Genomic DNA, 15,027 nt, shown 5'->3' on the forward strand with positions numbered 1-15,027 from the left:
AAATTATGATGATGACCAGATTGAACCGCAGCTTCCGTGCGCTTTCCGCCGGCGCCGCCCTTTCCATCCTGATGATGGCTGCGCCCGCCGCCTTCGCCGAGACCCCGAAGGATACCCTTGTCGAGGGCTTCGCGATCGACGACATCATCACCATGGATCCGGGCGAAGCTTTCGAGCTCTCGACCGCCGAGATGACCAGCAACACCTACAGCCTGCTCGTGCGCCTCGACATGGCCGACACGTCCAAGGTCAAGGGCGACCTCGCCGAGAGCTGGACCGTTTCGGATGACGGCCTGACCTATACGTTCAAGCTGAAGCCCGGCATGAAGTTCGCCTCCGGCAACCCGATCACCGCCGAAGACGTTGCATGGTCCTTCGAGCGCGCCGTCAAGCTCGACAAGAGCCCCGCCTTCATCATCACCCAGTTCGGCATCACGGGCGACAATGTCACCGAAAAAGTCAAGGCGACCGACGAGAACACCTTCACCTTCACCGTCGACAAGCCCTACGCGCCAAGCTTCGTCCTGAATTGCCTCACGGCAACGGTTGCCTCCGTCGTCGACAAGAAGCTGGTTCTCGACCACGTCAAGCCGGTCACCCCGTCGGCCGACTACAAGTACGACAACGACTTCGGCAACGAGTGGCTGAAGACCGGCTATGCCGGCTCCGGCGCCTTCAAGCTGCGCGAATGGCGCGCCAACGAAGTTGTCGTGCTCGAGCGCAACGACAACTACTATGGTGAAAAGGCCAAGCTCGCCCGCGTCATCTATCGCTTCATGAAGGAAAGCTCTGCGCAGCGTCTGGCGCTCGAAGCCGGTGACATCGATATCGCCCGCAACCTGGAGCCGGGCGACCTCGACGCCGTCGCCAAGAACGCCGATCTCGCCAGCGAAAGCGCGCCGAAGGGCACCGTCTACTTCATCAGCCTCAACTCCAAGAACGAGAACCTGAAGAAGCCGGAAGTCCAGGAAGCCTTCAAGTACCTGGTCGATTACGACGCGATTGGCGCCACCCTGATCAAGGGCATCGGCGAAATTCACCAGACCTTCCTGCCGAAGGGCCAGCTCGGCGCGCTCGACGAGAACCCCTACAAGTTCGACGTCGCCAAGGCCAAGGAACTGCTCGCCAAGGCAGGCCTGAAGGACGGCTTCTCGGTCACCATCGACGTGCGCAACACGCAGCCGGTAACCGGCATCGCCGAATCCATCCAGCAGTCGGTCGCCCAGGCCGGCATCAAGATGGAAATCATCCCGGGTGACGGCAAGCAGACGCTGACCAAGTTCCGCGCCCGCACGCACGACATCTACATCGGCCAGTGGGGCTCCGACTACTTCGACCCGAACTCCAACGCCGATACCTTCACCAGCAACCCGGATAACTCCGACGCCGGTACCGTGAAGACGCTCGCCTGGCGCAACACGTTTGAAGCGCCTGAACTGGACAAGGAAGCCAAGGCTGCCCTGCTCGAACGCGACAACGACAAGCGCGCAGCGATGTATCAGGACATCCAGAAGAAGTACCTGGCCAACAGCCCGTTCGTCTTCATCTTCCAGCAGACCGAAGTCGCGGGCTACCGCAAGGGCGTATCGAACTTCAAACTCGGCCCGAGCTTCGACACCAACTATGTCGGCATGATCGGCAAGGAATGATCCGGCAGGATTGATAGATTGAGCATCGTCGAAACAAAGACGGAAGCACGGCCGAAACCCGGCCGTGCTCTTCCTTTTGCGAAGGCTGTGGGCCGTTTTCTGGTCGCCGCCGTCACCACCTATCTCGGCCTTCTGGCCGTGACCTTCTTCATCGGCCGCGTCGTGCCCATCGATCCGGTGCTCGCCATTCTCGGCGACCGCGCGCCCGCCCACGTGGTTGAACGCGTGCGGCGCGAAATGGGCTTCGACCTGCCGCTTTACCAGCAGTTCTACATCTACCTCAAAGGGATCCTGGCCGGCGATTTCGGCACCTCGGTGCTGACGACCAATCCCGTCATGGTCGATATCAAGCGCGTCTTCCCGGCAACGATCGAACTCGCCACGCTCGGCACCATCATCGGCTCGGTGATCGGCGTGCCGCTCGGCGTCCTCGCCGCCGTCAAGCGCGGCAGCTTCGCCGACCAGATCGTGCGCGTCATCGGCCTCATCGGCTATTCCGTGCCGATCTTCTGGCTGTCGCTGATCTCGCTGGTGATCTTCTACGCCAAGCTGCGCTGGGTTGCCTTCCCCGGCCGCATCGACATCGTTTTCGAATACAGCTTCACGCCGGTCACCGGCTTCTATCTGCTCGACAGCGCCATGCAGGGGCAGTGGGACGTCTTCTACGACGTCTTCCGCCACATCATCCTGCCCGCCTCGCTGCTCGGCTATTTCTCGCTCGCTTACATCAGTCGCATGACCCGCAGCTTCATGCTGAACGAACTCAGCCAGGAATATGTGGTTGCCGCGCGCGCCAAGGGCCTGTCGGAAACCCGGGTGATCTGGGGCCACGCGCTGCGCAATGCCGCGGTGCCGCTCGTGACCGTCATCGCGCTATCCTATGCGGGATTGCTCGAGGGATCGGTGCTGACCGAAACGGTCTTCTCCTGGCCCGGTATCGGCCTCTACATCACCAATTCGCTGCAGAATGCCGATATGAACGCCGTGCTTGGCGGCACGATCGTCATCGGCACCGTCTTCATCGGCATCAACCTCTTGTCTGATCTTCTTTATCGGACCCTCGATCCCAGGACCCGAACCCGATGAGCATGCAAGCAAACGACACTGCAACCAATGTCAGACCGATGACCCGCCGCGAGTGGTTGCTCTCCGACCGTCCGCAGTCGCGCACGCAAGCCCGTCTCGGCCGCGCCTACGTCACCTGGCGGCAGTTCACCGCCAACCGCCTGGCGGTCGTTGGTCTCTTCATCATCATCGCGCTGCTCCTGATGGCCGCCTTCGCCGATGTGCTGGCAACGCACTCGCCCGTCGTCGGCGATCTGCGCAACGCCCGCCTGCTGCCGCCGGGCGCCGAGGGTTATCTTCTCGGCACAGACGACCAGGGCCGCGATATCTATTCTCGCCTGATCTACGGCTCCCGCCTGACGCTGATGGTCGTCGTCCTCGTCGCCATCATCTCCGCACCGATCGGCCTTCTGGTCGGCACGGTGTCCGGCTATGCCGGCGGCTGGGTCGATGCCATCCTGATGCGCATCACCGATATCTTCCTCGCCTTCCCGAAGCTCGTCCTGGCGCTCGCCTTCGTGGCAGCACTCGGCCCGGGCATCCAGAACGCCATCATCGCGATCGCCATCACCTCGTGGCCACCATACGCCCGTATCGCGCGTGCCGAGACCCTGACGGTGCGGCGCTCCGATTACATCTCGGCCGTCCGCCTCATGGGCGCATCACCGCTGCGCATCGTCGTGCGTCATGTCATGCCGCTCTGCATCTCCTCGCTGATCGTGCGTGTCACGCTCGACATGGCGGGCATCATCCTGACGGCGGCCGGCCTCGGCTTCCTGGGCCTCGGCGCCCAGCCGCCGCTGCCTGAGTGGGGCGCGATGATTGCCTCGGGCCGCCGCTTCATTCTCGACCAATGGTGGGTTGCCGCCATGCCGGGGATCGCTATCCTCGTTGTCAGCCTCGGCTTCAACCTGCTTGGAGACGGCCTGCGCGACGCGCTCGACCCGAAGGAGAGCGGCCAATGAGCACGCTTCTCACCGTCAAGAACCTCAAGGTCAGCTACCCCACGCGCACCGGCGTTATCGAAGCCGTGCGCGGCGTTTCCTTCACGCTCGGCAAGGAGCGCCTCGGCATCGTCGGCGAATCCGGCTCCGGCAAGTCGCAGACCGGCCGCGCCATCATGGGGCTGACGCCGCCGCACGGCATCGTTAGTGCCGACACACTCGACTTCAACGGCATCGACCTCCTGTCGGCCTCGGCCAAGGAGCGTCGGCAGCTGCGCGGCAAACGCATCGCCATGGTGCTACAGGATCCGAAATATTCGCTGGATCCGGTCATGACGATAGGCAAGCAGATTTGCGAGACGCTGAGAACCCACGAGAAGATCGGCAAGGGCGAAGCGCGAGACCGCGCGATTGCCATGCTGGAAGCCGTGCAGATCCGCGAACCGCAGCGCGTCTTCAATCTTTATCCGCATGAAGTATCCGGCGGCATGGGCCAGCGCGCCATGATCGCCATGATGCTGATCGCCGACCCCGAACTCCTCATCGCCGATGAGCCGACGTCGGCGCTCGACGTAACCGTGCAGCTCGATGTCCTCAGGATCATGGACCGCCTGGTGTCCGAGCGCGGTATGGGTCTGATCTTCGTGTCCCACGACCTGCGCCTCGTCTCCTCCTTCTGCGACCGCGTCATCGTCATGTATGCCGGCAAGGTGGTCGAGGAGCTGAAGGCCTCCGAGCTCAAGAACGCCCAGCATCCCTATACGCAAGGACTTTTGAACTGCATGCCCCAGATCGGCGAAAACAGGCATCCTCTGCCGGTGCTGGACCGCAAGCCGGAGTGGGCGGCATGACAGCAGCCCTTTCCGTCGACAATGTCACCGTCATCTACGACCATTTCCATGCGCTGAAGGATGTCAGCGTCGAGATTGCCGAGGGCCAGTCCTTTGGTCTCGTCGGTGAATCCGGCTCCGGAAAATCCACTCTGCTGCGCGCTGTCGCCGGGCTCGCACCCGTCAAGCACGGGACGATCAAGATCCACGGCGAGCAGCTCTCGGGCTCCAAGCGTAGCAAGGCCTTCTATCGCAAGGTCCAGATGGTGTTCCAGGACCCCTACGGTTCGCTGCATCCACGTCAGACCATCGACAGGCTGCTGCTCGAGCCGCTGGCGATCCACGGCATCTCGGACAGCGACACACGCATCGCCCGCGCGCTCGATGAAGTCGGCCTCGGCAATGGCTTTCGGTTCCGCTATCCGCATCAGCTCTCCGGCGGTCAACGCCAGCGCGTCGCCATTGCCCGCGCCCTGATCGTCGAGCCGTCGATCCTGCTGCTCGACGAGCCGACGTCTGCGCTGGACGCCTCCGTCCAGGCCGAGGTGCTGAACCTCCTCGAGCAGGTCAGGCGTGACAGGAAGTTGACCTTCGTCATGGTCAGCCACGACCTCGGCGTCATCACCCACATGTGCGAAAACCTCGCCGTGATGCGCGGCGGCACGGTGGTCGAACGTCTGACGGCCGATCAGCTCGCCAAGGCCGAGGTTCACGAAGATTACACGAAAAGTTTGATGGTCGCGAGCAAGGGCTTCGTGAAAGTCTGAAGCCCAATCTTTTCAAGTAATTGAAATTTTTAACAATCGGCGGACCGTTAAGAATAACGGTCCGTTAAAACACGACCAATCGACTAGACTATTGACAGCTGCCTTGCTTCTGTCATGATTGCGTTAACGGCTGTTAGCTTTCGTGATCATGGAGATAAAGATGTTCTTTCTCGGCGGCATGACCATGGGTTACTTCGCACCTCCAGCCAAGGCTGCCAAGCGGACAGCTCCGCTGTTCAAGACGGCAAAGCGGGATAGAAAGATCATTGCGAAGAAGAAGAGCTCCTACAAGGATAGCGCGGTGGAGCGCTCCCTGATCTGGGCCTGGCACACCATCTGTTAGATGCTCCCTATTCGACCGTCCAAGACAAGACGGATTTTCTCAGCAAGCGACATCTGATGGAATTTTATCTCTACCATTCAGATAGACTATATAAGAAACTGAGCTCTCAATAAGAGCTGAAAACAGGCGGAGGCAACACATGGCAAACTTGGGTATGTCGCATACTCACGCGGACCACTATCGTTCCGCACGTTCCAAGAAGCCGGCAACGACGCGTGGCCGTTTGCATCTGGCAGCCAATGCGGCGCTGGTCGTGGCCGCGTTCACCTTTCTCGCAGCCGTAGTCTGCGGCGTTATCGGTTAGAGCACCGAAAACAAACCCTTTTTCACTAGGCACGGAACCAAAAAGGCACACCATCGTTATCTGGTCAGCAACGACTAAATGGAGATGGCAATGCTTTACTACGCACTCGTATTTCTTGTTGTGGCCCTGATCGCCGGCGTTCTGGGGTTCGGCGGCATCGCAGGCGCGTCAGCATCGATTGCCCAGGTACTGTTCTTCATATTCCTGGTGCTGTTTGTTGTATCGCTTGTCGCGCGGCTCATGCGCCGCGTCTAAATCCAGCATAATCAACGAAATCCGGCGTCCAAAAGGCGCCGGATTTTTCGTGCGTTCGCCACTTGCCGAAACCTCTTGACTTGAATTGTCGCAATAGTGTCCAACTTTCCCGATTGGCTTGGCGGGGAGGCGTCGTTCAATCTCACCCACCTCTTTGCCCGGCTGGTCGCAAGATCAAATCTAAATCGATTCGCATTGCCGTTCGATTGCCACTGCCAATGTTTTCAGTGTGGCCGCAAAAGACCGGTATTGTTCATGCGGCAGTCATATTTGGCAGTGCACAAGGCAAACCCTACCGACCATAACTTTGTTTGGATCCAGAACCGAACCCATGTCTATTTCCCCCACGTCTCCGAGCCCGTCCCGCGAGTCCGAAACCAAGCAGATCGATCACAACGACTCGATCCGCGCGACCTATATGTCGATCGAAGACATCAGGGCGATGGGTGCATCCGCAGCCACCTCAGGTGTCAATTCGCTGGTCGCTTTCGCACCCTTCGACTTCTTCGCCCGGCATAAGGAGAACGAGAAGGAAATCCTGCGCGTCTACCGCACGACGGCAGCGGATGTGGAGGCCGGTGAGACGATTACCCCGGCCGCCGAGTGGCTTCTGGACAACCACTACATCGTCGAGGAAGCAATCCAGGAAGTCCGCCGCGACTTCCCCAAGCGCTTCTACCGCGAACTGCCGACGATCGATGTGAATGGCACCAAGATCCCGCGCACACTGGCGCTGGCCTGGCTCTATGTCGCCCACACACACAGCACCATTTCGCAGGAAAGCCTCACCGCACTGGTTGATGGTTTCCAGGAACATGAAACACTGCGGATCGGCGAGCTCTGGGCGCTGCCTTCGCTGGTGCGTTACGTTCTGGTCGAAAACCTGCGCCGCATTTCGATCCGCGTCGAGCGCAGCCGCCGCATGCGCCGCCGCGCCAACGAGGCAGCCGACGAGTTGGTGCGCCTGACCGATCCCGCGAAGGCAGCCGAGTATCTGAAGACGCTTGAGCCGCTTGCCGAGGACAATACCTTCTCGACGCAGTTCCTCTACCGCATGCGCGACGGCTCGCAGACCTCGAGCCTCGCCATCACATGGCTGGATGAGCGCCTTGAGGCGCTCGGCCGTGACACCGAAGCGACGACGATGGCCGAGCACAGCCGTCTCTCGTCCGGCAACGTCACCATGGGCAACATCATTCGCAGCCTGCGCGAGATCGACGACACTGAATGGTCCGTCTGGGTCGAACAGGTCAGCCACGTCGACAAGCTGCTTTGGGACAACTCCGACTACGGTCTTCTCGATTCCGGCTCGCGCAACAAGTACCGCAAGCAGATCGAAAAGCTCGCCAAGCGCTCCACCATGACCGAAATGGAGATCGCGCAGCTCGCGCTCGACATGACGGATGAAGCCAAGGCGTCCGCCGACGAGCAACCCCATGAGCCGAACGTTGGCGCATTCCTGGCCGGCGCGCAGCGCCCGAAGCTGGAAGCAAGAGCGACCTACAGCCCGACGCTGGTTCAGCACTTCGTTCGCGCCGTGCGCCGGTTCAACTGGCTGTCGATCGCCGTACCCGTACTGCTCCTCACCATTCTCGCGATGGTCATCGTCGGCCATTTCATGGCAAGCGCCGGCATGGCGCCGATCGCCATCATCCTGCTCCTGATCATGTTCTCGCTGCCGGCATCGGAAGGCGCGACGGGTCTCTTCAACACCGTGCTCTCCTTCTTCGTCACGCCGGCGCGCCTCGTCGGCTACGAGTTCAAGGAAGGCATTCCGGAGGACGCACGCACGCTTCTGGTCGTCCCCTGCCTGATCTCGAACCGCGACAGCGTCGACGAACTCGTCCGCAACATCGAGGTTCATTATCTCGCCAACCCGCGCGGCGAAATCTACTTCGCGCTTCTCAGCGACTGGCCGGACAGCCAGGTTGAGGAGACGGCCGCCGATCTCGAAGTTCTCGACTACGCTCGCCGCGAAGTCGCCAACCTCTCTGCGCGTTATGCCTATGACGGCAAGACCCGCTTCTATCTCCTGCACCGCCGCCGCCTCTACAATCCGTCGGAAGGCGCGTGGATGGGCTGGGAGCGCAAGCGCGGCAAGCTGCACGAGCTGAACCTGCTCCTGCGCGGCGACCGCGACACGACCTATCTGCCGGGCGCCAATATCGTGCCCGAAAATGTCCAGTACGTGATGACGCTCGACGCCGATACGCGCCTGATGCGCGACGCCGTCACCAAGCTCGTCGGCAAGCTCTATCACCCGACCAACCGCCCCGTGATCAACCCGGAAACCGGCCGCGTCGAAAGCGGCTATGGCGTCCTGCAGCCGCGCGTGACGCCGTCGCTGACGACGGGCAAGGACGCATCCGTCTTCCAGCGCGTCTTCTCGATCAACCGCGGTCTGGACCCCTATGTCTTCACCGTCTCCGACGTCTATCAGGACCTCGCGGGCGAGGGCACCTTCACCGGCAAGGGCCTCTACCACGTCGACGCCTTCGAAGCGGCCCTGAAGGGACGCATCGAGGAAAACTCGGTCCTCAGCCACGACCTGCTCGAAGGCTCGATGGCGCGTTGCGCGCTTGTGACCGACCTTGAGCTCGTCGAGGACTTCCCGACCCGCTACGAAGTCGAGACGTCGCGCCAGCATCGCTGGGCGCGTGGCGACTGGCAGCTGCTGCCTTACATGTTCAGCACCAAGCACGGCGTCACCGCGCTCGGCCGCTGGAAGATGTTCGACAACCTGCGCCGCTCGCTGACCCCGATCGCCTGGTTCTTCGCTTCCGTGCTCGGCTGGTACTTCATGGATCCGCTTGGCGCGCTGATCTGGCAGATCGTCCTGATCTTCTGCCTGTTCGTCGCTCCGACGCTGTCGCTGATCAACGGCATCATTCCGCGCACCAGCGATATCGTCGCGCGCGCCCACCTCTATACCGTCTGGTCCGACATCCGCGCCGCCAACGCGCAGGTGGCGCTCCGCATCGTCTTCATTGCCGACGGCGCCTGCATGATGGCTGACGCCATCGGCCGCTCGCTCTACCGCCTCTTCGTCAGCCACAAGCTGATGCTGCAATGGAAAACCGCAGCCAGCGTCCAGGCCGGCAAGCAGGGCACGATCTGGTCCTATTACAAGGCCATGTGGCACGCACCGGTGCTTGCACTGCTCGGCCTCGCCTTCGCGGTCGTTTCCGGCGACAAGGCGTATCTGGTCGGCATCCCCTTCGTTGCGCTCTGGATACTCTCCCCGCTGGTCGCCTACTACGTCAGCCAGTCGGCGGAAACCGAAGATCGCCTTGAAGTCGCCGAATCTGTCTCCAACGACCTGCGCAAGATCGCACGCCGTACCTGGCGCTATTTCGACACCTTCACGACGGCCGAACAGAACTATCTGCCGCCTGACAACGTCCAGGAAACGCCGCACGTCATCGTCGCGACACGCACGTCTCCGACCAACATCGGCGTCTACCTCCTGTCCGTGGTCTCGGGCCGCCAGTTCGGCTGGTTCTCCTTCGAGGAAACCATCGAGCGCCTCGAACAGACGATCGCCACCATCGACAAGATGGAGAAATTCCGTGGTCACCTCTTCAACTGGTACCACACCGATACGCTGGAAACGCTTGGACCGCGCTACGTCTCCGCCGTCGACAGCGGCAACCTCGCCGGTCACCTGATCGCGATCTCATCCGCCTGCCGCAACTGGGCCGAAGCCCCGTCCGCGCACATGCAGGGCAGCCTCGACGGCGTCGGCGACACGGCGGGCATCCTGGCCGAAGTGCTGGCCGACCTGCCCGATGATCGCAAGACCGTACGTCCGCTGCGCCGCCGCCTGGAAGAACGCATCATCGGCTTCCAGAACGCGCTCGCCGCCGTCAAGCGCGAGCATGAATTCGCGTCGATCCGCATCATCAACCTCTCGGTTCTTGCCCGCGACATCCAGAAGCTCGCCGCCAACCTCGATCACGAGGTGAAGTCGGCGCTGAGCGCCGAGGTCACCCAGTGGGCCGAGGCGCTGGTCAAGGTCTGCGAAGCCCATATCTCGGACAGCACCTTCGACCTCGCCAACATCGACGCGCTCCGCCCGCGCCTAATCGCACTGCGCGACAAGGCCCGCGATCTGGCCTTCTCGATGGACTTCGGCTTCCTCTTCCGTCCGGAACGTCGCCTTCTATCGATCGGTTACCGCGTCGAAAGCGGCGAACTCGATCAGGCCTGCTACGACCTTCTCGCCTCCGAATGCCGCCTGACCAGCCTCTTCGGCATCGCCAAGGGCGACCTGCCGACCGAACACTGGTACCGCCTCGGCCGTCAGGTCGTGCCGGTCGGCTCGCGCGGCGCGCTGGTCTCCTGGTCCGGCTCAATGTTCGAATATCTGATGCCGCCTCTCGTCATGCAGGAGCGTGGCGGCGGTATCCTCAACCAGACCAACAATCTGGTCGTGGTCGAGCAGATGAATTACGCTCGCAAGCTGGGTATTCCGTGGGGCATCTCGGAAGCGGCCTTCAACGCCCGCGACCATAACCTCAACTACCAGTACACGAACTTCGGCGTACCGACGCTCGGCCTGAAGCGCGGTCTCGGCCACAACGCCGTCATCGCCCCCTATGCCTCGATCCTCGCCAGCCAGTACAATCCGCCGGCGGCTATCGAGAACCTCGAACGCCTGCGCAAGCTCGGCGCGCTCGGCAAATATGGCTTCCACGACGCCGTGGACTTCACGCCGACCCGCGTGCCCGAGGGCAAGACCTGCGCTGTCGTCTACAACTACTATGCCCACCACCATGGCATGTCGATCGCGGCCGTCGCCAACGTCGCCTTCAACGGCCACCTGCGCGAACTCTTCCACTCCGATCCCGTCATCGAAGCGGCAGAGCTGATGCTGCAGGAAAAGGCGCCGCGCGACATTCCCGTCATGAGCGGCAAGCACGAGTCCGACACCCCGGCCAGCATCCAGGACGACCTGTTGCGTCCCGAGATCCGCAAGATCTACGATCCCGCCGCACGTGACCGCGAACTGGTCTTCCTCTCCAACGGCCACTACTCGATGATGCTGACCGCCACCGGCGCCGGCTACTCGCGCTGGAACGGCCAGTCCGTTTCCCGTTGGAAGCCCGATCCGACCGAAGATCGCTGGGGCACCTTCATCTTCCTGCGCGACACCGCCACCAACGAATGGTGGTCGGCAACGGCGGAACCGAAGAGCATCGAAGGCGAGCAGGTCAAGGTTCTCTTCGCCGATGAAAAGGCCGAGTTCACCAAGACCGTCGGCGAACTCACCAGCGAAGTCGAGGTCATCGTCGCCACCGAGCACGACGCCGAGGGCCGCCGCCTGACGCTGCTCAACACCGGCACGGAAGACCGCTTCATCGAAGTGACCTCCTATCTCGAACCGGTCTTGACCAACGACGACACCGACAATGCCCATCCGGCCTTCGCCCGCATGTTCGTGAAGACGGAGATCGGCAAGCGCGGCGATGTCATTCGTGTCGAGCGCAACAAGCGCGACGGCAACGAGCCGAATATCGCGGTCGCGCATCTGATCGTCGACAATGCCGGCTCAACGCGCCATACCGAGTTCGAAACCGACCGCCGCAAGTTCCTGGGCCGCGGCCGCAGCCTCGCAAACGCTGCCGCCTTCGACCAGGGCGCAACGCTCTCGGGCACCGACGGTTTCACGCTCGATCCGGTGCTGTCGCTGCGCCGCACCGTCCGCGTTCCTGCCGGCAAGAAGGTCAGCGTCATTTTCTGGACCATCGCGGCACCATCGCGCAACGAGGTGGACCAAGCGGTCGATCGCTACCGCCACGCCGATGCCTTCAACCACGAGCTCGTACAGGCATGGACGCGCACGCAGGTGCAGATGCGCCACGTTGGCGTTACCTCGCAGCAGGCATCCGCCTTCCAGCATCTCGGCCGCCACCTCGTCTACCCAGACATGTATCTGCGTGCGGATACGGCAGCGGTTCAGGCAGGCATGCAGTCGCAGTCCTCGCTATGGCCGCTGGCAATTTCGGGCGATTTCCCGATCTTCACCCTCCGCATCAACGACGACATGGATCTGGATATCGTAAGGGAAGCGCTGCTGGCACAGGAATACCTGCGCTCGCGCGGCGTCACCGCCGATCTCGTGATCATGAACGAGCGTGCCTCTTCGTACGCACAGGACATGCAGCACGCCGTCGACCAAATGGCCGAGAACGTCCGCCGTCTCGGCCAAGCAGATGGCCTGCGCCAGCACATCTTCACGGTCCGCAAGGATCTGATGGAGGAATCGACCTACCACGCGCTGATCTCGGCATCCCGCGTCACCTTCCATGCCAAGAACGGCAAGATCATCGATCAGATCAATCGTGCCGTGGCGCTGTTTGCGCCGACCAAGGAAGAGCAGCAGGAACTCGAGAAGGTCAACGCCACGAAGTCGCGTGCCAAGCGCACGGCACCGGTCGCCAGGGCGCAGGTCCCGGCACTTGTTGTCGAAGAGCATGGCGATCTGAACTTCTGGAACGGTATCGGCGGCTTCTCCGGCGACGGGCGCGAATATGTCGTCCGCATCCCTGGTGGCCATGCCACCCCGCAGCCGTGGATCAACGTGATCTCGAATGAGAAGTTCGGTTTCCACGTCGCGGCCGAAGGCGCCGGTTTCACGTGGAGCACCAATTCGCGTGACTACCAGCTGACCCCTTGGACCAACGATGCAGTCATCAACCGTCCGGGCGAAGCGATCTATGTGATGGATCGCGACAGCGGAACCGTGATGACGCCGTTTGCTGCCCTGTCCGACCGTCAGGATATCCAGTTCGAAGCCCGACACGGCCTCGGCTACTCGGTGTTCTCCAGCGTCCAGAACGATGTGTCTCTGGAATTGACGCAGACCGTCGATCGCGAACGGCCGGTGAAGCTGCAGCGCTTGCGCCTTCGCAACAACGGCGGCAGCCAGCGCAAGCTGCGTCTCTACGGCTATGTCGAGTGGGTGCTCGGCAATAATCCGCAGAAGACGGCACCGTTCATCCTCTCCGAGCACGACGCCGAAACCGGCGCGCTGTTTGCGAGCAACAACTACAGCATCGACTACTCCTCGCGCGTGGCCTTCTTCGCCGCCAGCGAGACGCTGTCGGGCTACACGGCAAGCCGCCGCGAGTTCATCGGCAAGGCGGGCACCATCAAGGCTCCTACGGCCTTGAATCCGGCTACGGTTCTGTCGAGTAACATCGATCTGGATGGCGATCCGGCAGCGGCTCTTGCAATCGACATCGACCTTGCCGCCGGCGAAGAGCGTGACGTCATCCTTTATCTCGGCGATACCGCGACGAAGGAAGAGGCCCGCACGCTGATCGCCGATATCCGCAAGGCGTCCTTCGACGGCGCGGTTCAGGCAAACCGGGACTTCTGGCACGCCTTCACAGGCAAGCTGCAGATCTCGACCCCAGACCAGGGCATGAACACCCTGATCAACACCTGGCTCCCCTACCAGAGCCTCGGCTGCCGCATCATGGCACGCACGGCCTTCTATCAGGCCAGCGGCGCCTTCGGCTTCCGCGACCAGCTGCAGGATACGTTGGCATTCGTGCTGCACGAGCCGTCGATCGCCCGCAAGCAGATCGTCAACGCCGCCTCGCGTCAGTTCCGCGAGGGTGATGTCCAGCATTGGTGGTTGCCGGGAACGGGCGCCGGCGTTCGCACGCTGATCTCCGACGACGTGGTCTGGTTGGCCTATGCCATCCACCATTATTGCACGGTGACCGGCGACAAGAGCGTTCTCGACGACGAGCTCGCCTTCATCGAGGGCCCGGCCCTTCTGCAGGGACAGCACGATTCGTTCTATCGCCCGGAAAAATCCGAGGACAATGTGAGCGTCTACGAGCACGCCGCCATCGCGCTTGATCTCGCCATCGCCCGCAAGGGAGCGAACGGCCTGCCGCTGTTCCTCGGCGGCGACTGGAACGACGGCATGAACCGCGTCGGCATCGGCGGCAAGGGCACGAGCGTCTGGCTCGGCTGGTTCCTCGCCGGGGCGCTGCGCTCCTTCAGCGCCTTCGCAGCCGAACGTGGTGACACAGCCCGCGTCGAACGCTGGGGCAAGCACCTGACCGAACTCAAGGCAGCGCTTGAAACCGCCGCCTGGGATGGTGCCCACTACCGCCGCGGCACCTTCGATGACGGCAGCCTGCTCGGTTCGAAGGAAAGCCTGGAATGCCAGATCGATTCGATCGCGCAGTCCTGGAGCGTTCTGTCAGGGGAGGGCGATCCGGCCCATGCCGCCAAGGCCATGGATTCGGTACTTGCCAAGCTCGTCGACATGGACGCGCGCATCATCCGCCTGTTCACGCCGCCCTTCGCCAACTCGGCCAAGGATCCCGGCTACATCAAGGCCTATCCGCCCGGCGTTCGCGAAAACGGCGGCCAGTACACCCACGCGGCCACCTGGGTCGTCATGGCGCTGGCCGAGCTCAACCGCGGCGACGACGCGCTGCGTTGCTTCGACCTCCTGAACCCGATCAGCCACGCCAAGGACCCTGAAGCCGCCGAGCACTACCGCGTGGAACCCTATGTCATCGCCGCCGACGTCTACGGCGACGGCGCGTTGACGGGTCGTGGTGGCTGGACCTGGTACACGGGCTCCGCAGGCTGGCTCTATCGCGCGGCCGTTGAAGGCATCCTTGGAATCCGGCTCAAGAACGGCCGCATCCATGTGAAGCCGTCGCTGCCGACAACGTGGGAAGGCTTCTCCGCGGAAATCGAACACGCAGGATCTAAATACCTCATTTCGGTCTCAAAATCGTCCCATCCAACGGGCTACGATTTGACCATCAACGGACGTCAAGTCACCGATCCCGATGAGGGATATCCGGTCGGATAACCGCACTTTTCATGCAAAC

At 62.1% G+C, this 15,027-nt stretch carries 9 protein-coding genes; all 9 read left to right on the plus strand.

Annotation, left to right across the window (positions count from 1 at the left end; all coding sequences use genetic code 11):
* Positions 1–5 precede the first annotated feature (5 nt).
* The 9 genes from ACODTZ_RS19470 (at position 6) to ACODTZ_RS19510 (ending at position 15,008) form a co-directional block, all read left to right on the plus strand.
* Positions 6–1,649 carry an ABC transporter substrate-binding protein gene (locus ACODTZ_RS19470; RefSeq protein WP_489027340.1) on the plus strand — a complete coding sequence of 548 codons (1,644 nt, stop codon included), beginning with the start codon at positions 6–8 and terminating at the stop codon, positions 1,647–1,649.
* Positions 1,650–1,667: 18 nt separating this feature from the next.
* Complete coding sequence (locus tag ACODTZ_RS19475) at positions 1,668–2,735, plus strand: ABC transporter permease (protein WP_018901084.1); 1,068 nt, start codon at positions 1,668–1,670, stop codon at positions 2,733–2,735.
* Positions 2,732–3,679, plus strand: coding sequence for an ABC transporter permease (locus tag ACODTZ_RS19480; protein WP_209188582.1), 948 nt, complete (start codon positions 2,732–2,734; stop codon positions 3,677–3,679). The genes ACODTZ_RS19475 and ACODTZ_RS19480 overlap by 4 nt, the downstream gene beginning before the upstream one ends.
* A complete protein-coding gene (locus tag ACODTZ_RS19485; RefSeq protein ID WP_018901086.1) occupies positions 3,676–4,509 on the plus strand; it encodes an ABC transporter ATP-binding protein in 834 nt (277 codons plus the stop codon). Before ACODTZ_RS19480 ends, ACODTZ_RS19485 begins: the two co-directional genes overlap by 4 nt.
* Complete coding sequence (locus tag ACODTZ_RS19490; RefSeq protein WP_113011955.1) at positions 4,506–5,255, plus strand: ABC transporter ATP-binding protein; 750 nt, start codon at positions 4,506–4,508, stop codon at positions 5,253–5,255. The genes ACODTZ_RS19485 and ACODTZ_RS19490 overlap by 4 nt, the downstream gene beginning before the upstream one ends.
* A gap of 160 nt (positions 5,256–5,415) precedes the next feature.
* Positions 5,416–5,598, plus strand: a complete 183-nt coding sequence (locus tag ACODTZ_RS19495; protein ID WP_209234527.1) for a hypothetical protein — start codon at positions 5,416–5,418, stop codon at positions 5,596–5,598.
* 139 nt (positions 5,599–5,737) lie between these two features.
* On the plus strand, positions 5,738–5,902 hold the full coding sequence (locus tag ACODTZ_RS19500) for a hypothetical protein (protein WP_181459267.1): 165 nt from the start codon (positions 5,738–5,740) through the stop codon (positions 5,900–5,902).
* 90 nt (positions 5,903–5,992) lie between these two features.
* Positions 5,993–6,157 carry a DUF1328 domain-containing protein gene (locus tag ACODTZ_RS19505; RefSeq protein WP_018901089.1) on the plus strand — a complete coding sequence of 55 codons (165 nt, stop codon included), beginning with the start codon at positions 5,993–5,995 and terminating at the stop codon, positions 6,155–6,157.
* Between the two features lie 331 nt (positions 6,158–6,488).
* Positions 6,489–15,008 (plus strand): glycoside hydrolase family 94 protein, encoded by an 8,520-nt coding sequence (locus tag ACODTZ_RS19510; RefSeq protein ID WP_489027344.1) that lies wholly within the window; start codon positions 6,489–6,491, stop codon positions 15,006–15,008.
* The last annotated feature ends 19 nt before the right edge of the window (positions 15,009–15,027 follow it).

This window comes from Rhizobium sp. FG113 (assembly GCF_057809895.1).